The 20,778-nt window shown below is 38.3% G+C and carries 14 protein-coding genes; 12 read left to right on the top strand and 2 right to left on the bottom strand.

All coding sequences use genetic code 11. From position 1 onward, the window contains the following. Positions 1-41: 41 nt before the first annotated feature. Positions 42-542, bottom strand: a complete 501-nt coding sequence (locus PKC55_RS04435) for a hypothetical protein (protein ID WP_324372035.1) — start codon at positions 540-542, stop codon at positions 42-44. 261 nt (positions 543-803) lie between these two features. Between PKC55_RS04435 and asnB the strand changes: the two genes are divergently transcribed. The 10 genes from asnB (at position 804) to PKC55_RS04385 (ending at position 16,261) form a co-directional block, all read left to right on the top strand. Next, complete coding sequence (gene asnB, locus PKC55_RS04430) at positions 804-2,474, top strand: asparagine synthase B (protein ID WP_303887992.1); 1,671 nt, start codon at positions 804-806, stop codon at positions 2,472-2,474. Positions 2,475-2,880: 406 nt separating this feature from the next. Beyond that, positions 2,881-3,720, top strand: a complete 840-nt coding sequence (gene dapF, locus PKC55_RS04425; RefSeq protein ID WP_291128685.1) for a diaminopimelate epimerase — start codon at positions 2,881-2,883, stop codon at positions 3,718-3,720. Positions 3,721-3,767: 47 nt separating this feature from the next. Further along, on the top strand, positions 3,768-5,000 hold the full coding sequence (locus PKC55_RS04420; RefSeq protein WP_291128684.1) for an LL-diaminopimelate aminotransferase: 1,233 nt from the start codon (positions 3,768-3,770) through the stop codon (positions 4,998-5,000). 33 nt (positions 5,001-5,033) lie between these two features. Further along, the gene (locus PKC55_RS04415; protein WP_135103848.1) at positions 5,034-7,211 is read left to right on the top strand and encodes a glutamine synthetase III family protein; all 2,178 of its coding nucleotides are present in this window, start codon (positions 5,034-5,036) and stop codon (positions 7,209-7,211) included. Positions 7,212-7,518: 307 nt separating this feature from the next. Continuing rightward, complete coding sequence (gltB, locus tag PKC55_RS04410) at positions 7,519-12,036, top strand: glutamate synthase large subunit (protein WP_291029506.1); 4,518 nt, start codon at positions 7,519-7,521, stop codon at positions 12,034-12,036. Positions 12,037-12,053: 17 nt separating this feature from the next. Continuing rightward, positions 12,054-13,481: a glutamate synthase subunit beta gene (gene gltD, locus PKC55_RS04405; protein WP_291126122.1), complete on the top strand. Its 1,428-nt coding sequence runs from the start codon at positions 12,054-12,056 to the stop codon at positions 13,479-13,481. 146 nt (positions 13,482-13,627) lie between these two features. After that, on the top strand, positions 13,628-14,122 hold the full coding sequence (locus PKC55_RS04400) for a calycin-like domain-containing protein (protein WP_135103851.1): 495 nt from the start codon (positions 13,628-13,630) through the stop codon (positions 14,120-14,122). A gap of 114 nt (positions 14,123-14,236) precedes the next feature. Further along, positions 14,237-14,782, top strand: coding sequence for a C40 family peptidase (locus PKC55_RS04395; protein ID WP_283686305.1), 546 nt, complete (start codon positions 14,237-14,239; stop codon positions 14,780-14,782). A gap of 94 nt (positions 14,783-14,876) precedes the next feature. Beyond that, complete coding sequence (locus PKC55_RS04390) at positions 14,877-15,638, top strand: C40 family peptidase (protein ID WP_135103853.1); 762 nt, start codon at positions 14,877-14,879, stop codon at positions 15,636-15,638. A 143-nt stretch (positions 15,639-15,781) separates the two neighbouring features. Beyond that, a complete protein-coding gene (locus tag PKC55_RS04385) occupies positions 15,782-16,261 on the top strand; it encodes a methylglyoxal synthase (protein ID WP_006842469.1) in 480 nt (159 codons plus the stop codon). A 33-nt stretch (positions 16,262-16,294) separates the two neighbouring features. Here PKC55_RS04385 and PKC55_RS04380 read toward each other — a convergent pair whose 3' ends face one another. Continuing rightward, positions 16,295-16,897 carry an IMPACT family protein gene (locus PKC55_RS04380; protein WP_291123943.1) on the bottom strand — a complete coding sequence of 201 codons (603 nt, stop codon included), beginning with the start codon at positions 16,895-16,897 and terminating at the stop codon, positions 16,295-16,297. An 827-nt stretch (positions 16,898-17,724) separates the two neighbouring features. Between PKC55_RS04380 and PKC55_RS04375 the strand changes: the two genes are divergently transcribed. Further along, positions 17,725-20,241 (top strand): ATP-dependent Clp protease ATP-binding subunit, encoded by a 2,517-nt coding sequence (locus tag PKC55_RS04375; RefSeq protein ID WP_291123944.1) that lies wholly within the window; start codon positions 17,725-17,727, stop codon positions 20,239-20,241. 100 nt (positions 20,242-20,341) lie between these two features. Beyond that, complete coding sequence (locus tag PKC55_RS04370) at positions 20,342-20,776, top strand: VOC family protein (RefSeq protein ID WP_291123946.1); 435 nt, start codon at positions 20,342-20,344, stop codon at positions 20,774-20,776. Positions 20,777-20,778 lie beyond the last annotated feature (2 nt).

Here is a 20,778-nt window from a genome sequence, read left to right as displayed (position 1 = left end):
TAATCAATCGCTACTAAAAATTCAAATATTTGTGGAAAAGATTATCGTATTTCTTTGATTTTTAATTCACCTGTCAGGTCATTAGGGATTGTTGCGGGGTCTACTCCCATAATGGTAACGATGTTTCTAATGTCTTGTGAGGTTACCTTACGGTAAGTAGTGAGGGTGTTAGGCGTTATAAGGTATTTACTAGCCGCAGTGCCTCCATGCAATGAACTTTGTATAAATATGGAGTCTCCTTTAGCTTCATATGCGTCGGTAGACTCACTGATAAGTCCGTCAGAGCCCGAAGATCCTTTTTTTCTGATCGTAGTTTTTACATTTAATTCAGTAAAAGCTCTGGTTGTTTGATTTTCTTTTAAGTCCAGACTGAAAACAGTATTTAGCATATTGTCAAAGCTGGAATCGGATGTTTTTATTGTCTGCTCGCGCATTAGCCATTCGCCCTGTAAGGTTACGGCTTCCTCCTCGTTGTCTCCGCATGATGTCATCAAAGTGCAGGCGGTTAGTAAAATTGTAAAGGATAGGATGAAATTCTTCATTGTAATGTGTTCGTTATGCAAATATTTGTGGTGCAAATATATACATATTTTACTTAATTATATATAGCTCACGCTTTTTATAAGATTTTAAAACCGAAATTAACAAAAGTGTTTAGTTTGTTGTATTTTTAGTTTTGTTATCATAATGAGATTTAATAGTGTTTTTTATTAACAAAAAGTCTTATTTATTTTTTATTTACGAATAAAATGATATAAATTTGCCAGACTGTTCAAATTTTAAACAAAACAGGTGATAAATATATGTGTGGATTTGTAGGAGCTTTTGATTTAATACAAGATATAAGCGTTTTGCGGGGGCAGGTTCTTCGCATGGCAAAAAAAATCCGTCACCGCGGTCCGGATTGGTCGGGAATATATTGTGGTGAGAAATCTATTCTTGCTCACGAAAGATTGTCTATTGTAGGAGTAGACTCTGGTAAACAACCTCTTTATAGTAAAGATGGTAATTTGGTTTTGGCTGTCAATGGTGAGATCTACAATCACAAAGAAATAAGAAGTCGCTATCCCGACTACGAATTTCTTACACACTCAGACTGCGAAGTAATCTTGGCTTTGTATAAAGATAAAGGGGTTGATCTCTTTGAGGATTTAAATGGCATCTTTGCTTTTGCGCTTTATGATGTTGAAAATGATATTTGTCTTATTGGGCGTGATCATATGGGTATAATTCCTCTTTATATGGGGTATGACGATCACGGACAATTTTATGTGGCAAGCGAATTAAAGGCTTTGGAAGGTGTTTGTCCCAATGTGCAGGAATTCTTACCCGGTTATTATATGTGTAGTGCCGAGGGGAATGAATTGAAACGTTGGTATAAACGTGACTGGATGGAGTATGATAATGTAAAAGATAATGAATCTGATGAAAATGAGTTGAGAGTAGCTTTGGAGAGCGCTGTGCATCGCCAATTGATGTCGGATGTTCCTTATGGTGTTTTACTTTCAGGAGGATTGGATTCGTCTATAATATCAGCTATCGCAAAACGATATGCAGCTCGCAGAATAGAGGATGATAACCAGACCGAAGCTTGGTGGCCTCAATTGCATTCATTTGCTGTTGGGTTGAAAGATTCTCCGGACTTGGTGGCCTCAAAAAAGGTGGCAGAGTATATCGGAACAGTACATCATGAAATAAATTTCACGGTCGAAGAGGCTCTTGATGCCCTCAGTGATGTGATTTATCATATCGAAACCTATGATGTTACTACCGTTCGTGCATCTACCCCTATGTATTTGTTGGCTCGTTTTATAAAATCGATGGGAGTGAAGATGGTGCTTTCCGGCGAAGGTGCAGATGAGTTGTTTGGTGGTTACTTATATTTTCATAAGGCTCCCGATGCAAAAGCTTTTCATGAAGAAACCGTACGGAAGTTGGATAGATTGCATTTGTATGATTGCTTGCGTGCGAATAAGTCGTTAGCTGCATGGGGTGTAGAGGGGCGTGTGCCTTTTCTCGATAAAGAATTTATGGATGTTGCTATGCGTTTAAATCCTCAGGATAAAATGTGTGGTAATGGTAAAATAGAAAAATATATATTAAGAAAAACATTTCAGGATTATTTGCCTGAAAGTGTTGCTTGGAGGCAAAAAGAGCAATTTTCAGACGGAGTTGGCTATAATTGGATAGACTCGTTGAAGGAAATGGCTGAAAAGAAAGTCTCAGATAAGCAGATGATGCATGCTTCGGAGCGTTTTCCGATCAATCCTCCAATGTCAAAGGAAGAGTATTGGTATCGCACAATGTTTGAAGAACATTTCCCATCAGCTTCGGCTGCTCATACCGTTCCGTCCGTTCCGTCCGTCGCCTGCAGTACGGCTGTGGCGCTGGAGTGGGATGCGTCTTTCAAGAATAGAGTTGATCCGTCAGGTAGGGCGGTGAAGGCTGTTCATGCAGAAGCATATGATAAATAGTATATTTTAAGGAGGCAGTTGCCTCCTTTTTGTTTTATTGCTATCGGTAAAATAAGAGAAATGAAAAACAATTGATTATCGTGATTGTTTTTATTTCGAAATTAAGTTTTGATTCGAGAGGAATAATGGCATATAGTTGAAAAGGATGTTGTGTGAGAAGTATTTTGTTGCAGAATTTTTGTAAAGAGCATTAAAGAGACGTGATATTAAATATAAACCTATCATTTGTAAATCAATTAAACCTTCATAATGTCTTTATGTTTTGTTTTTAAGTTGAAAATAAAACAAAAAGATTTTTTTGTTTTATTAAAGATGAAAAAATGTTATGGATTTCTTGCAAAAACGAATAATTTGTATGAAATTTGTCCCTTGAAAAGATAAAGTAAAAAAAGACGAAATATAGAGAATGAAGAAGTTGAAATTCACCAAAATGCACGGCGCGGGCAATGATTATATCTATATGAACGGATTTGTTCAGGAGATAGAAAATCCTTCAGCATTAGCAATCCGCCTTAGCAATCGTAATTTTGGTATTGGCTCGGATGGTTTAGTGCTTATATTGCCATCTGAGAATTCAGATTTTAGAATGCAGATGTTCAATTCCGATGGTTCTGAAGCCGAGATGTGTGGTAATGCTTCTCGTTGTGTAGGGAAATATGTATACGACAACGGATTGACAACAAAAAAGGAAATTGCGCTGGAAACAAAAGCCGGCGTTAAATATATAACTTTACTGGAGGGAGACGAAAAAGCTCGTAAGGTGACAGTGGATATGGGTGAGCCGATCCTTGATCCTGTACAAATTCCGGTGAAGGTGGATAAAGAGCCTGTACTTAATTTCCCGTTGGATATCGATGGCAAAATATGGGAAATATCTTGCGTGTCGATGGGGAACCCTCATGCGGTTGTTTTTACAACAGGAATAAAAGAGCTTGATTTGCCTGTAATAGGACCTAAGTTTGAAAAACATCCGATATTCCCTCGAAAAACAAATACTGAGTTCATTGAAGTCGTTGATCGCAAAACGTTGAATATGCGTGTGTGGGAACGTGGAGCAGGAGAGACTCTGGCTTGTGGCACAGGAGCCTGTGCTGCGGCTGTTGCTGCCATACTGAACGGATATTGCGACCGTAAAATAACAATTCACCTGATAGGCGGAGATCTCGAGATAGAATGGGATGAGCAAAATAATCACGTGTATATGACCGGTGAGGCTGTGACAGTTTTTGAAGGAGAGATTTTTTAATACTGCGGCCATATAATAGAAGAACCCGAAATTATTAATATATAAAAATGGCATTCATAAACGAAAATTATACTAAACTACCGGGAAGTTACTTGTTCTCGGATATTGCAAAAAAAGTAAATGAATTTAAGGCCGCCCATCCTGAAGCCAATGTTATTCGTTTGGGAATCGGTGATGTTACAAAACCTCTACCTTCGGCGATAATAAACGCAATGCATGCCGCTGTAGATGAAATGGCGAATGCATCTACTTTTAGAGGATACGGACCTGAACAAGGGTACGACTTTTTGGTAAATACAATTGTAGAAAATGATTATAAAGCACGTGGCTTGGATATTTCTGCTGACGAAATATATGTAAGTGATGGCTCTAAAAGTGATACAGGTAATATCGGCGATATTCTTGGACTTGATAATATTGTTGCTGTTACAGACCCTGTTTATCCTGTTTACGTAGATACAAACGTAATGGCTGGCCGTGCAGGAGAATTGCAGGCAAATGGCAAATGGAATAAGCTTGTTTATATTCCATGTACATCGGAGAATGACTTTATTCCGTCATTGCCGACAGAGAAAGTAGACATCGTTTACTTGTGTTATCCTAACAATCCTACAGGTACTACATTGACGAAAGATCAATTGAAAGTATGGGTTGATTATGCTCTCCAAAATAAGGTACTTATCCTATTTGATGGCGCTTACAAAGAATTTATTACCGAAAGTGATGTTCCTCATAGTATATACGAGATAGAGGGAGCACGAGAAGTGGCTATCGAGTTTCGTAGTTTTTCTAAAACTGCCGGATTTACAGGTACTCGTTGTGCTTATACCGTTGTGCCTAAAACTGTGATGGGATACACCAAAACCGGAGAAAAGATTTCTTATAATAAATTGTGGAACAGACGCCATACTACTAAGTTTAACGGTGTTCCATATATTATTCAGCGTGCAGCTGAGGCTTGTTTTTCAGCTGAAGGTAAAAAGCAGATAAAAGATATCATCGACTATTATATGAATAATGCAAAGATCATTCGTGAGGGTCTCGCTTCCGAAGGATTGCAAGTATATGGTGGTGTAAACTCTCCTTATATTTGGGTAAAAACTCCAAAAGGAATGACATCTTGGGGATTCTTCGATTATCTATTGAATGATTTGCATGTTGTAGGAACTCCAGGTGTAGGTTTTGGCCCTAGTGGAGAAGGTTATTTAAGGTTAACGGCATTTGGTACTTTAGAAAATACCAAAGAGGCTGTTGGTCGATTAAAAAAGATTTCTATTTGATAAATCCTATATAAACTCAATAAAAGTAAATTTATGACAAAGTTACGTTTTAAAGCAGTAGCACTGGCCTCAGAGCGAAAGCCTCTTGAGGTAGAGAAACCTAAAAGTAAAACTTCAGAGTATTACGGGGAAAAGGTGTTCAATCGTAAAGCTATGACCAAATATCTTTCGAAAGAAACTTTTAAAGCGCTTAATGATGCAATTGAAAAAGGACAATCTGTAAATCGTAATCTGGCAGAGCATGTTGCAGCCGGAATGCGTATGTGGGCTCTGGAAAATGGTGTAACACACTATACTCACTGGTTTCATCCGTTGACAGACGGTACTGCCGAAAAGCATGATGCTTTTGTTGAACATGATGGTAATGGTGGACTCATTGAAGAATTTGAAGGAAAGCTTCTTGCTCAGCAAGAGCCTGATGCTTCAAGTTTTCCGTCGGGAGGTCTTCGTAATACATTCGAAGCACGTGGTTATTCTGCTTGGGATCCATCATCTCCTGCATTTATTGTAGGCGAAACATTGTGTATTCCTACTATCTTTATCTCATATACAGGTGAGGCTCTTGATTATAAGACTCCTCTGTTGAAAGCTCTTGCTGCGGTAGATAAGGCTGCAACAGGTGTCGTTCAGTATTTTAATGAAGATGTAACAAAGGTAATATCTAACCTTGGATGGGAACAAGAATATTTCCTTGTTGACGAAGACTTGTTTATGGCTCGTCCAGACTTAGCTTTGACAGGAAGAACGCTGATGAGTCACGAAAGTGCAAAAAATCAGCAGTTGGAAGACCACTACTTTGGTTCAATCCCTGAACGTGTTCAGCGTTTTATGAAAGAGCTTGAGTACGAATCGTATGCTTTGGGCATTCCTGTAAAAACTCGTCACAACGAAGTAGCTCCAAATCAGTTTGAGCTGGCTCCTATATATGAAGAATGTAATCTTGCTGTAGACCACAACCTTTTGGTTATGTCTGTAATGGATAAGGTGGCGCGCAAGCACTCTTTCCGTATCCTATTCCACGAAAAACCATTCAAGGGAATCAACGGTTCGGGTAAGCATAACAACTGGTCTCTTGCTACAAATACAGGAATCAACCTTCTTTCTCCGGGTAAGGATAAAGTTGAAAACCTTCGTTTTATCACATTTGTGGTGAATATCTTGGCTGCTGTTTATAAGAATAACGGCCTGTTGAAAGCTTCAATATCTTCAGCTACAAATGCTCACCGTCTTGGTGCAAACGAAGCTCCTCCTGCTATCATATCAGTATTCTTGGGTACTCAGGTTAGCGATATTCTTGATAAGTTTGAGAAGAGCTCTGTAAAAGATGCTATCGTTGTTGACAACAAGAAGCAGATTAGTTTAGGTGTAGGTCAAATTCCTGAAATCCTTTTGGATAATACAGACCGTAACCGTACTTCTCCATTTGCATTTACTGGAAACCGTTTCGAGTTCCGTGCTGTGGGTTCTTCTGCTAACTGTGCTTCTGCTATGACAGCCTTGAATGCTTCTGTTGCAGAACAGCTAAGAGTGTTTAAAGACGAAGTTGATGCGCTAATCAGTAAAGGCAAATCGAAAGAAGAGGCTCTTTACGAAGTATTGAAGAAGTATATCAAAGAATCTCGTTCTATCCGTTTCAATGGTAATGGATATAGCGAAGAATGGAAAGCAGAAGCTAAAAAACGTAAATTGGATTGCGAAACAAGCGTTCCTGTTATCTATGATAGCTATACTTCAAAACAAAGCATCAAAACATTTGCCGGTATTTTATCTGAAGTAGAGCTTCATGCTCGTAACGAGGTGAAGTGGGAAATGTATACAAAGAAAATCCAGATAGAATCGCGTGTATTAGGTGATTTGGCTTTAAATCATATCATTCCTGTAGCGATTTCATACCAATCTATATTGTTGACAAATGTTTCTAAGCTAAAAGACATCTCTGATGACTACAAGACTCTTGGTGCAGAACAAATCCGTTTGATAGAAAAAGTATCTACGCATGTGAATGCCGTGAACGCAAAAGTTCATGAAATGATAGATGCTCGTAAAGCGGCTAATAACATTGAGAGTGAACGTGAGAAAGCTGTTGCTTATCATGATAATGTAGCTCCGTATTTGGACGAAATCCGCTATCATATCGACAAGCTTGAATTGATTGTTGATAATGAAATGTGGCCATTGGCTAAATATAGAGAATTATTGTTTATACGATAATTAAACATTATAAAGAAAAGAAGTCCCGATCTCTAACGAGTCGGGATTTCTTTTTTTATACAGGGCTTTGATCTTGCGGGTATAAATATGAAATAAAACAGGCTGAATTATTTATTTCGGGGTCTTTAATTTGCTTCTTTTTATGTTCTTTTGTTAAATAAAATCGATTAAATATAGATTTTTTATTAAAAAGGTGCATTTTTAAATCAAAAAGAAAATTTATTAAAGCGAAATTCGTACATTTGTCATTGTAAATAAATTAGGATAGAACCCGAAAATTCTTTCATTCACATATCAACTATTGACTATGCAAGATTTAAGATCAGCAATACAGCACGGACTATATGACCCAAACTACGAACACGATGCGTGTGGGGTAGGTATGGTGTTGCATATGAAGGGTGCAAAATCACATGCTATCGTTGAAAATGGTCTCCGTGTATTGGAGAACATGACTCACCGTGGAGCAGAAAACGCCGATAATAAAACCGGTGATGGTGCCGGTATTATGTTACAAATACCGCACGAGTTTATACTTCTACAGGGGATACCTGTCCCCGAGAAAGGGCACTACGGAACCGGATTGGTCTTCTTACCGAAGGGTGAGGCTGAGATGGAATCGTGTATGATAACTCTCACGCAATATATCGATAAGGAAGGCTTGAAGCTTTTGGCTGTTCGCGATGTACCTGTCAATAGTGAAATATTGGGAGAGATGGCAAAGTCGAATGAGCCTCATATAAAACAAATATTTGTGCTCGGAGAAGAAGGTCTTTCTCAGGATGAATTAGAGCACAAACTCTATTTACTTCGTAAGAAAATAGAAAAAGAAATATTCAACTCTAAAATATTTTCATTAGAGACTAAGCGAGCTTTCTATATTGTCAGTTTATCTACAAAGCGCCTTATATATAAAGGTATGTTGTCGTCTGAGCAACTTCGGCATTATTATCCTGATTTGCTGAATCCGCATCTGACAAGTGCGATCGCTTTGGTACACTCACGTTTCAGTACCAACACGTTCCCTACATGGGATTTGGCACACCCATTCCGTATGGTGGCTCATAATGGTGAGATCAATACGATAAAGGGTAATCGTTTGTGGATGGAAGCCCGTGAGAGCATATTGAAATCAGATTTGCTAGGGAATATCAACGACTTGTGGCCAATTGTTCAACCATTTATGAGTGATAGTGCGTCATTTGATAATGTGTTGGAATTCCTTGTTATGTCAGGGAAATCACTACCTCATGCAATGGCAATGATGGTTCCCGAATCGTGGAACGATCAGAATCCGATATCTGATGACTTGAAAGCTTTCTATGAATACCATAGCTTGTTTATGGAGCCTTGGGATGGACCGGCTACACTATTGTTCTCGGATGGACGTTATGCCGGAGGATTGTTAGACCGTAATGGTCTGCGCCCTGCCCGTTATTTGATAACTCATAATGACGTTATGGTTGTTGCTTCCGAAATGGGGGTATTGCCATTTGAGCCTTCTGAAATAAAAGAAAAAGGTCGCCTTCGTCCCGGTAAAATACTAATGGTAGATACCGAAAAAGGAACAATACAATATGATGCAGAGCTGAAGGAAAATCTTGCAAAAGCATACCCGTATCGTGAATGGCTATCTAAGAACCGTATTTCATTAGATGACATATCTTCGGGGCGTGCACCAAAATATAGCGTGGATAACTACGATAAGCTGCTGAAAGTTTTTGGATACTACAAAGAAGATATAGAAAAGATAATGACGCCAATGGCTGTGGAAGGCAAAGAGCCTACTGCATCTATGGGAAACGATGCGCCTGTAGCTGTTTTATCTAACAAGCCACAGCGTTTATTTACATATTTCCGCCAATTATTTGCTCAGGTAACAAACCCGCCTATCGACCCTATTCGTGAAGAGCTGGTAATGTCTCTTGCCGGATATATTGGTTCACTTCATAAAAATATACTCGAACCAATGCCGGAGCATACCAAGATGGTTGGGCTATCGAATCCTTTCTTATCAAACAGGGAGCTAGATTTGCTAGTGCATCTTGGTTATAAGGGCTTTAAGGCGGAAATCATTCCAATGCTGTTTGATCCGAAACAAGGTGGAGCCGGACTGGAAAAAGCGATAGAACAAATGTGTCGCAATGCAGAAAAAGCTGTAGATAGCGGTAGTAACTATATAGTACTTAGCGATAGAGGGGTAAATCCGGATAATGCTGCCATTCCTTCATTATTGGCTGTTTCGGCAGTCCATCATTATCTGATCGAACGCCGCAAGCGCATGCAAATAGATATAGTGGTAGAATCGGCAGAACCACGTGAGGTGATGCACTTCGCTTTATTGTTTGGTTATGGAGCTAATGCCGTGAATCCATATTTGGCATTAGCGGTGATAGAAGATCTTGTTAAAAAAGGAGATATTCACTTAGATTTTCATACAGCCATGAAGAACTATGTGAAGTCTATAAATAAAGGCTTGTTGAAGACCATGTCGAAAATGGGTATCTCTACACTGAAAAGCTATATTGGCGCTCAGATATTCGAAGCTGTGGGTATCAGTACCGGAGTTATCGATAAATACTTTAAAGGGACTACATCTAAGATTGAAGGTATTGATATCAATGATATAGCAAGCGATACAATCGAGGCCTTTTATGAGGCTTTTGAGAGTGACTTTATCGACCCGTCATTAGTAAGTCAGGGTATATACGCATGGCGCCGCAATGGTGAATATCACGCATGGAACCCTGAAACGATAATGAATCTTCAGATGGCTACACGTTTGGGTAGTTATAAGAAATTTAAAGAATATACCGACTCTATTGATAAAAAAACGGAAAAGATATTTTTGCGTGATTTCTTAGATTTTGATCCTTCTAAGAATCCGATTGATGTTTCTGAAGTAGAACCTGTGTCAGCTATTACAAAACGCTTTGTGACAGGAGCCATGTCTTTTGGTTCTATCAGTCGTGAAGCTCATGAAGCAATGGCTGTAGCAATGAACGCTATCGGTGGTAAAAGCAATACCGGAGAGGGTGGTGAGTTACCTGAACGTTTTGCTACCAATGCCCGTTCTTCTATTAAGCAAGTTGCTTCCGGTCGCTTTGGTGTAACAACAGAGTATTTGGTTAATGCAGATGAATTACAAATAAAAATAGCTCAGGGTGCAAAACCCGGAGAAGGAGGACAGTTACCGGGCTTTAAGGTTGATAAGATTATTGCTAAGACTCGTCACTCAATCCCCGGAATCTCTCTGATTTCGCCTCCTCCTCATCATGATATATATTCAATTGAGGATTTGGCTCAGTTGATATTTGACCTCAAAAATGTAAATCCTGCTGCTCAGATTAGTGTAAAATTAGTATCTGAAAGTGGCGTGGGAACAATTGCTGCCGGTGTTGCCAAAGCTAAAGCGGATCGTATCGTCATCAGCGGATGTGAAGGTGGTACGGGTGCAAGTCCCGCAAGTTCGATTAAGCATGCCGGTCTTCCTTTAGAAATTGGTTTAGCGGAGGTTCAACAAACGTTAGTACTGAATGGGCTTCGCGGTCAGGTATACTTACAAACAGACGGTCAGCTAAAAACCGGACATGATATCATTGTTGCGGCAATGCTTGGGGCTGAAGAGTTTGGATTTGCTACAAGCGCATTGATTGTATTGGGATGTATAATGATGCGTAAGTGTCACTTAAATACATGTCCTGTAGGTGTTGCTACACAAAACGAAGAGCTTAGGAAGAAGTTTATGGGACGCAGCGAGTATCTTATCAACTATTTCAATTTCTTAGCAGAAGAAGTACGTGAGCATTTAGCTGCTTTAGGGGTGAAATCACTTGATGAAGTAGTAGGGCGTGCCGATTTGTTGAAATATATGAAGAGTGACGCAAATAAGAAAGTTGAAAAACTAGATTTGTCTCGTTTGATGTATTTTCCTGTAGAAGCAAAAGAAAATGCGATTCATCGTATAAAAGATCAGGAACATAAGTTGGATGATGCGCTCGATATTTCATTGATCACTACATCTCGTATGGCTATCGATAAAGCCATGCCAACGGTAATGACCAAAACAATAAAGAATACGAACCGTACTGTGGGAGCTATGCTTTCGGGTGAGATAGCAAAGAAATATGGCAATGCGGGTCTTCCTGAAGATACTATACAATTTACATTCACAGGTTCGGCCGGACAAAGTTTTGGTGCATTTCTTGCGCATGGTGTAACCTTCAAGTTGGAAGGTGATGCAAATGACTATGTGGGTAAGGGTTTGTCGGGTGGTAAGATTATTATCGTGCCGCCAACAACATCGACATTTAAGCCTGAGGAGAATATTATTGCAGGTAATACATTGCTATATGGTGCTACATCGGGCGAAATATACATCAATGGACGAGTAGGAGAACGCTTCTGCGTACGTAATAGTGGCGCTGTCGCAGTTGTTGAAGGTGCAGGAGACCACTGTTGTGAATATATGACAGGAGGTCGTACTGTAGTGCTTGGCAAAACAGGACGTAACTTTGCTGCCGGTATGAGTGGCGGCGTGGCTTATGTATATAATATAGATGAAGATTTTGATTACTATTGCAATATGCAAATGGTAGAGTTGACACTGATAGAAGATACTTACGATAGCCGTGAACTTCGTCAGTTGATAACCAATCATTATAACTATACAAATAGTCCTCTGGCTAAATATATTCTTGATAACTGGAATACGGAAGTGGAGAAATTTATGAAAGTGACTCCGATCGAGTATAAGAAAGTGTTGCAAGATGAGAAATTGGAAGCTATTAAGAAAAAAATAGCACAAGTAGAATTTGATTATTAAAAGGAGGAGTACGAATCATGGGAAATCCAAAAGCATTTTTAACAGTAAAAAGAAAAGACGCAGGGTATCGTCCTGCTCAGGAGCGTATTCTCGACTTTGGTGAAGTAGAACAAACACTAAATAGCGAAGATCGACGTGAACAAGCGTCACGCTGTATGGACTGTGGCATTCCTTTTTGCCACTGGGGATGTCCACTGGGAAATAAGATGCCTGAATGGCAAGAATATATATATAAGGGAAATTGGAAGTTGGCAGCAGAAGTATTGATGCAGACAAATGACTTTCCTGAGTTTACAGGACGTATTTGTCCCGCACCATGTGAAAAATCGTGTGTGCTTTCTATACACCGAGCACCTGTAACTATCCGCGAAAATGAAGCATCGGCTCTTGAGCACGCTTTTGGGGAAGGATTTATTCAACCTAAAGTTCCGGCTCATCGTACGGGTAAAAAAGTAGCCGTGATAGGCTCCGGTCCCTCAGGTCTTGCTGTTGCTAATCAGCTAAATCAGAAAGGACATGAAGTAACAGTGTATGAGAAGAGCTCTCATATCGGAGGTTTGCTTCGTTTCGGTATTCCTGACTTTAAGCTGAATAAAAATATTATCGATCGCCGATTGAAGCTAATGGAGGCTGAGGGGGTTAAGTTTGTAGTAAATACAGAGATTGGTAAAGAAGTGAAAGGTAAAGACATCTTGAAAGATTATGATGCTGTATGTGTGGCTATAGGCTCGCAAGTGCCTCGTAATCTTCCTGTCGAAGGACGTGAGTTGAAAGGTGTTTACTATGCTATGGAATACCTTACAGCGCAGAATAAGCTGATCGCAAAAGAGTCTGTTCCGGCCGATCAGGTGATTGATGCCAAAGGTAAGAATGTGCTTGTTATTGGTGGTGGTGATACGGGTTCAGACTGTATCGGGACCGCAAATCGTCAGGGCGCAGCGAATATATTGCAAATAGAAATATTACCTAAACCGGCAAAGCTGGAAGAAATAGAAAATCCTTGGCCTAATCCATTTCCGGTAGTACTGAAGACTTCTTCCTCTCACATGGAGGGTTGCGAGCGTCGCTGGGCGTTAAATACTAAACGCTTTATTGGAGAGGATGGTAAATTGACAGCCGTAGAACTTGTAGAAGTGGCTTGGGGGAAAGACGAGAATGGTCGCCATGTTATGAAAGAAGTTGGGCAGTCAGAGATTCATAAAGTAGATCTTGTGTTTCTTGCCCTTGGATTTGTTCATCCTATACAAGAAGGCTTACTGCAAGAATTGGATATAAAAACCGATGATGTTCGCCGTAATGTAATGACAGATAAGAATCGGGCTACAAATGTATCAAAGGTCTTTGGAGCAGGAGATTGCGTAAGCGGTCAATCATTAGTGGTAACAAGCATCGCATCGGGACGTAAGACAGCTCAACATATTGATGAGTTCTTGAGTTCAAAATAGGCATTGTTAATAATCGTTTAAAGTTAGGGGCGCATGTCTTTTTTTGTTAAAAATGAGGGTAGGACTCTATAAGTAATCTTACCTTTATGTCAACAAAATATAGACATGACACAAATTAACTCTATTATTAATTAAAATTCCTAATTATGAACAAAAAACTTATTTGCTTATTGATGTTTGTTTTTTCATTAAGTCTTGCTTTTACAGCTTGTAGCGATGATGACGATGATAAAGTAGATTATGCTAAGGAAGTAGCTGGTACTTATACTGGCTCATTAACATTGAAAATACCTGTGATGGAGATTGATGAAACTATTGCAGATAAAAAAATAGAATTGACGAGAATTTCCGACAATAAGGTAAATCTTAAACTTAAGGAATTTTCATATGGTACATTAACTTTAGGAGATATTCCTGTTGATGAAATTACTGTAACAAAGGATGGAAGTACTTATAAACTCGCAGATACATCAAAAAACATTGATTTGTTAGGAGGTCTTATGACCGCAACTGTTGCGATTTCTTCATCTACAGTAAAAGATGGTAAGCTAAATATGACCATTAAAGTAAACAATGTTAAGCAGGGTGGAAATGACATGCAATTAGGTGATATGAATATTGCATATTCAGGTTCAAAATAAAATAGAATCTTGTTAATTAATCTTTTTATTATATTTAGAAGGCGGTTTCTGGAGACAGAAATCGCTTTTGTTTTTAATAATTTTCTATCTTTATGTCAAGAACTTATTAATGTTATGTTTAGAGTAGTTGGCAGATGTGTTCCTGTCTTTATATTACTGGTTATCTTATTATCTTCCTGTGGTACACAAAAACCACAAGGCAAACTTTTATACGATCCTCGTGAGGTGGCTGAGCTTTCCTCTAAACTGGGTATTGGATTAAGTAATATTGATAAAGATGATGATCGTAATATGCCTCTTTATGCCGAAGTTTCGCAGTGGCTGGGCGTTCCTTATCGTTATGCAGGGTTGTCGAGAAGAGGGCTAGACTGTTCCGGTTTTGCTTATCTTATTTATCAGAAAGTATATCGGAAATCAATACCTCGTTCTACGACAGATCAGTCGAAAATGAAAATGCATAATGTATCTAAAGGAGGTTTAGAGGCGGGCGACTTCGTTTTCTTTGCCACCTCGGGTAGAAATAAAATAAGCCATGTCGGTATTTATTTAAAAGATGGACGTTTTGTTCATGCCTCTACGTCCAATGGTGTAATAGTAAGCCATCTGGATGAGGAATATTATAAACGCACATGGAAGAAAGGCGGCAGATTAAAAAAATAGCTCACTAGAACTTAAAATTCTATAAAACTTTTGCAAAGTTCCTGTTTTATTAGACTGATTTTCCTATTTTTATTCGGCTAAAAAATAAAACAGCATGTCAATTTCGAAACGGATACTAGGAATATCAACATTTTTGTTAATGTGCTCCATGGCTTTTACGCCGGTTTCTGCTGTTACACCAAAGAAATCAAAAGCAGGGAAAAAGAAATCAAAAACGAGTGTATCTCATACTCCCAAATCGGTGAAAGTGGTACAGTCTTCACAAAATATGTCTGTAACAACAAATACTGGGGATAAGGTTTCCTTACCGGTATTTGATAAAATATTTGAGAATTCTAAATATAATGTGCCAAGCTCAGACGCTTTGTTAGCTGATGCAGGTGCTAGTGCTGCAGTCTCTATGGAAGTAATGAGACGCAGAATGATAGAACAAAAAGAAATGCAAGAGCTTTCTTCTCAATTGGGAATATCGATTAAAAATCCTGACAATTTAGATTTGTATCGTGAGGTAGCAGATTGGCTCGGTACACGTTATCGTAGAGGCGGCATGAGCCGCAAAGCTGTAGACTGTTCCGGTTTTACAAATATTATATATAAAACTGTATTTGGACAGCAGTTGGATAGAGTTAGTACAACAATAGCAAAGAATGTAAAAGAAACAATCACCAATAAAGAGGATTTAGAACCGGGCGATATGGTGTTTTTTTCTACTTTCAAAAAGAAATATATTAATCATGTAGGAGTATATATCGGCGATGGTAAATTCATTCATGCGTCGATAAAAAAAGGAGTAATAGTAAGCTCTTTGCGCGAAGGATATTATAGTACTGCATGGCGTAAAGGTGGAAGAAACTGATAGAAATAACAATAAAGAATAATATAGAGGGGATACGCAAGTATCCCCTTTTGTTGTTTTTATAAGTTTAATTGTATCGTTATAGAAATGCAACATAAATATTGTATCTTTGAAATAATGATTACATATAACTATCGACAAATATGAGAAAGAGACTAACAATAGCCCTGGTGGCACATGATCACCGCAAAGCGGATATGGTAGAATGGTGTTATTATAATTCTGATTTCTTGTCAAAACATCAATTGGTTTGCACCGGAACAACAGGAACTCTTATTAAAGAGGCTTTTGAAGAAAAAGGAATAAAAGCAGATATCACACGTATGAACTCGGGTCCATTGGGTGGTGATGCTGAGATTGCTGCCATGGTAGTGCGCCATGAAGTGGATTTGGCTATTTTCTTGATAGATGATTTAAATCCTCAACCCCATGAAGCCGATATAATGATGTTGCTTCGCCAATGCCGTGTTCATAATGTGCCAATTGCTTGTAATCGCTATAGTGCAGATCTAATGATCACAAGTACATTGTGGGACGATGATGATTATACACCTACTTTGCCTCGATACGAAATTTTTGATCGAAGTAAATTTGATGCAAGTTTCAGAAGGAAAAAAGACTAAAAATAGAAAAAGGTAAGCTTATAAAGACTTACCTTATTTTTTATCTGCGAATCGGAGGGTTTCCACTTTTTCTAGTCTGCTTACTAATTCGTCGTATTGAGCTTTTCTTATCTGTAGTATCATGCTACAGTTCATATCGAAATCTTGATGTAAAATTTTAGGTTCCATATCTTTTACCAGTCGCATCACATCATTCATATATGGATACTCGAAAGTGAATGCTATTTCCAAGTCTACTGTTTTTTCTATAATCTCTGCCTCGGCAATAGCTTCTGCCGCTGCTTCTCTGTAGGCGACAATGAGCCCGCTTGTACCTAGTTTTATTCCGCCAAAGTAACGGACTACAGCAATTAAGATATTTGTAAGATCATTCGAGTTTATCTGCCCTAGTATTGGCTTACCTGCTGTTCCGGATGGTTCTCCGTCGTCATTCGATCTGAATTCCTTCCGATCGGCTCCTAGCATATATGCCCAGCAAACATGTCGAGCGTCATAATATTCTTTACGAAGCTTATCTATTTCATTTTTGGCTTCTTCTGCAGATTGCACAGGAATGGCATAAGCAATAAATTTACTCCTTTTGTCAGTGTATATTGCTTTCGATAATTCCGTTATTGTTCTGAAAGTATCTTCCATAGACTACAAAGATACAAATTATGAAATAAAGCATTCTTTAGACAAAGTAATAATTAATGACAGAATTTCCGAGCAGAATGATATCTGATGCTCTAAAGATTTCAGATTGTATAAAATGAGGTGAAAGATAGGTAATGCTTAAAAGTGGGACATTTTGATTGATAATCAAGGATAAATATTTTAGAAACCGGTATAAAATAGGAATGGTTGTCTCACGACAACCAATCTTCACTCCTAACCATAAATCTAATACCATGAAAAATACTTTACAAAAGTATGTATAATTTTTCATAAAACAAACTTAATGATATGAAAAATATAATTTTAACATTAATATAATTTTATTGTTTCGTTTTTAGAATCAAAATGTAATATATTTGTTTCCGTAAATAGTTAGTCTAAATTATAACTATCTGAGTCTTTGGCTCGAAGAATCGCATAAGAGATATTAACTATTTATATGGAATTTAAACATCGGGTTTTTATGAGTAAAACCTTACAAATATTTATATTTGTTATTAGTATGCTTGATTGATAAATAGATCTTATTATTCATTAGATACTTAATTAGCTCTCTAATTCTATAGTATAAATTTAGATTGTAATTGTTACAAAGCTGACACAGAGAGGTTAAGTTGTAATTAAAAGATTGTCCGCTTCAAGATTTTTTTTATCATTTAAAGAATAAATTTAGCAAGTATCTAAAAAACATTATGGCATAGTTTTTGTTTCAATATTATAAATAGGTATTTTATTTTAATCTAAAAGGCTATTAGAAATAAAGCTTATATTTGCAACATACGCAAAGAACATCAAATAAGACGGTTATGGAAAATAATTTTTCACAGAGAGTTCGCAAAATCATGGGGTATAGCCGTGAGGAGGCCGGACGTCTTCAAACCAATTATCTGGCACCCGAACATTTGATGCTTGGTATACTTCGTAATGCAGAAGGATTGGCCATACAGGCATTAAAGGATTTTGGAATAGATTTGGTTGAATTAAAAGATAGTATTGATAATAATATATTAAAGCAGCAGGAAGATGCATATCCAAACAGTGAAGTCGTATTAAGTAAAAGTACTGAAAAGATTTTAAAGATGAGTATACTTGAAGCCAGGCTTACAAAAAGTCAGGAAACTGACTCCGAGCACTTACTTCTTGCCATTCTTAAAGATCATGACAATATAGCGGCGATGCTGTTGGAAGAATATCATATGGATTATAACGGAGCTTTCACTTATATAAAAAGTATGGGTGATATAATGCATGAAAATAAAAAGCAGTCGCCTCGTATGGGCGCCGACTTTACAGATGATGACGATGAGGATGATGAACCAATAAGCAGTGGAAACTCGAACGTTGGCACACAACAACCTCGTCAGGCTACAGATACACCTGTACTCGATAATTTCGGTATAGACATGACGAAGTCGGCTTTGGAAAATAAGCTAGACCCAATTGTAGGCCGTGAAAAAGAAATTGAACGTTTAGCTCAGATTCTCAGCCGTCGTAAGAAAAACAATCCTATATTAATAGGAGAACCGGGGGTTGGTAAGTCTGCCATCGTTGAAGGTTTGGCATTACGAATCGTACAGAAAAAAGTATCTCGAGTATTGTTCGATAAGCGTGTTATTGCCCTTGATATGGCTTCGGTTGTAGCCGGGACCAAATATCGTGGACAATTTGAAGAACGAATAAAAGCTATTTTGAACGAGCTATCAAAGAATCCTAATATTATATTGTTTATTGATGAGATACATACTATAGTCGGAGCGGGTGGAGCTACAGGCTCACTGGATGCTGCTAATATGTTGAAACCGGCTTTGGCCAGAGGCGAAATACAATGTATTGGTGCAACTACTCTCGATGAATATCGTAAGAATATAGAAAAAGATGGAGCTTTAGAACGTCGTTTCCAAAAGGTGATGGTAGATCCTACTACAGCAGAAGAAACACTACAGATATTGCATAATATCAAAGAGCGTTACGAAGAGCATCACAATGTGAAATATACTGAAGGTGCACTTGAGGCTTGTGTAAAACTCACCGATAGATATATTACAGATCGTAATTTCCCCGATAAAGCTATCGATGCTTTGGATGAAGCGGGTTCACGTATGCATATTGCAAATATACAGGTGCCTGTAGAAATTGAAGAAATCGAGAGCGAACTCAAAAATGTGATAGAGCAAAAAGGGGAAGCAGTAAAAGCCCAGAAATATGAGTTAGCTGCGAGTTTCCGAGATACACAACGTCAATTGATGGCTAAGCTTGACAAGGCTGAAGTAGACTGGAAAGCATCGTTGAAAGAGAAACCCGAAACAGTAGACGCCGAAATGGTGGCTGAGGTGGTTTCTATGATGTCGGGAGTTCCTGTTCAACGTATTGGTGAATCGGAAGGCTTGAAGCTTGTAGGTATGAAAGATAGCCTCAAAGCTGCTGTAATTGGGCAAGATGAGGCTGTAAGTAAAATCGTAAAAGCTATTCAGCGTAACCGTATAGGTCTTAAAGACCCTAACCGTCCGATTGGTTCATTTATGTTCCTTGGGCCTACTGGTGTAGGTAAGACTCACTTAGCTAAGAAGATTGCAGAACAATTGTTTGACTCTGCTGATGCCCTTATCCGTATAGACATGAGTGAATACATGGAGAAATTCAATGTATCGCGTTTGGTCGGAGCACCTCCGGGATATGTGGGATACGAAGAAGGCGGATTGTTGAGCGAGAAAGTACGTCGCAAACCTTATTCTGTAGTACTGCTTGATGAGATAGAAAAGGCACATCCAGATGTGTATAATATCTTGTTACAGGTGATGGACGAAGGTCACTTGACAGACAGTATGGGACGTAAGATAGACTTCAAGAATACGATACTGATTATGACCTCCAATGTAGGTACACGCCAGTTGAAAGATTTTGGAGGAGGTATCGGTTTTAATAAGCAATCTGCGGCCAACAAAGAATTCTCCAGAGGTGTGCTTCAAAAGGCATTGAATAAGTCTTTTTCTCCCGAGTTCTTGAATCGTGTAGATGATATAATAACATTCGATCAGTTAGATAAGTCTTCTATCGAGAAGATCATCGATATAGAACTAAAAGGTTTCTATAAACGTATGTCGGAGCTAGGATATACTATCGATCTAAGTCAGGAAGCGAAGGATTTCCTTACAGACAAGGGGTATGATGTGCAATTTGGCGCTCGTCCGTTGAAACGTGCTATTCAGAACTACGTGGAAGATGAGATTGCTGAGTTAATCCTTTCGGGTGGAGTAGCAGAATACGGGACTATAACTTTTGAAGTAGATAAAGAAAAAGATAAATTGAAAGCAATAGCAAAATAAATTTTCTTAAATATTTTTTGAAAGGGGAGTGGATATATCCACTCCTCTTCTTTTATACAATATATAATCTTATATTTGGATATATTAAAGAATTACTATAATGAATCGGATAAATATTATTACACTGGGAGTAAAAGATGTAAAAGCCTCTTGTGCGTTTTATAAGAAGCTTGGTTTTGCAACTCCCAATACAGAAGACAATCCTGCAATTGTCTTTTTTAATAACGGCGGGACAAAATTAGCGCTTTACCCTTTGAAAATGTTAGCTGAGGATATCGACAGTTCAGCTACACCTCAGCTAAATACAGGGTTTTCGGGATTTACATTGGCATATAATGCAAAATCGAAGGAAGAAGTAGATACTATCTTTGCCGATGTAGAGAGTTTTGGCGGTAAGGTAATAAAAAATCCCCAAGCTGTTTTTTGGGGAGGTTATAGCGGATATTTCCGAGACTTAGACGGATATTATTGGGAGGTTGCTTATGCTGAATCTTGGCAGTTCGATGAAAATGATATGCTCCTTATAACAGAGTAACT

Origin of the sequence: Dysgonomonas sp., from assembly GCF_035323175.1 — a bacterium.
GTDB lineage: Bacteria > Bacteroidota > Bacteroidia > Bacteroidales > Dysgonomonadaceae > Dysgonomonas.
This window is presented reverse-complemented; position numbering and strand designations above follow the sequence as displayed.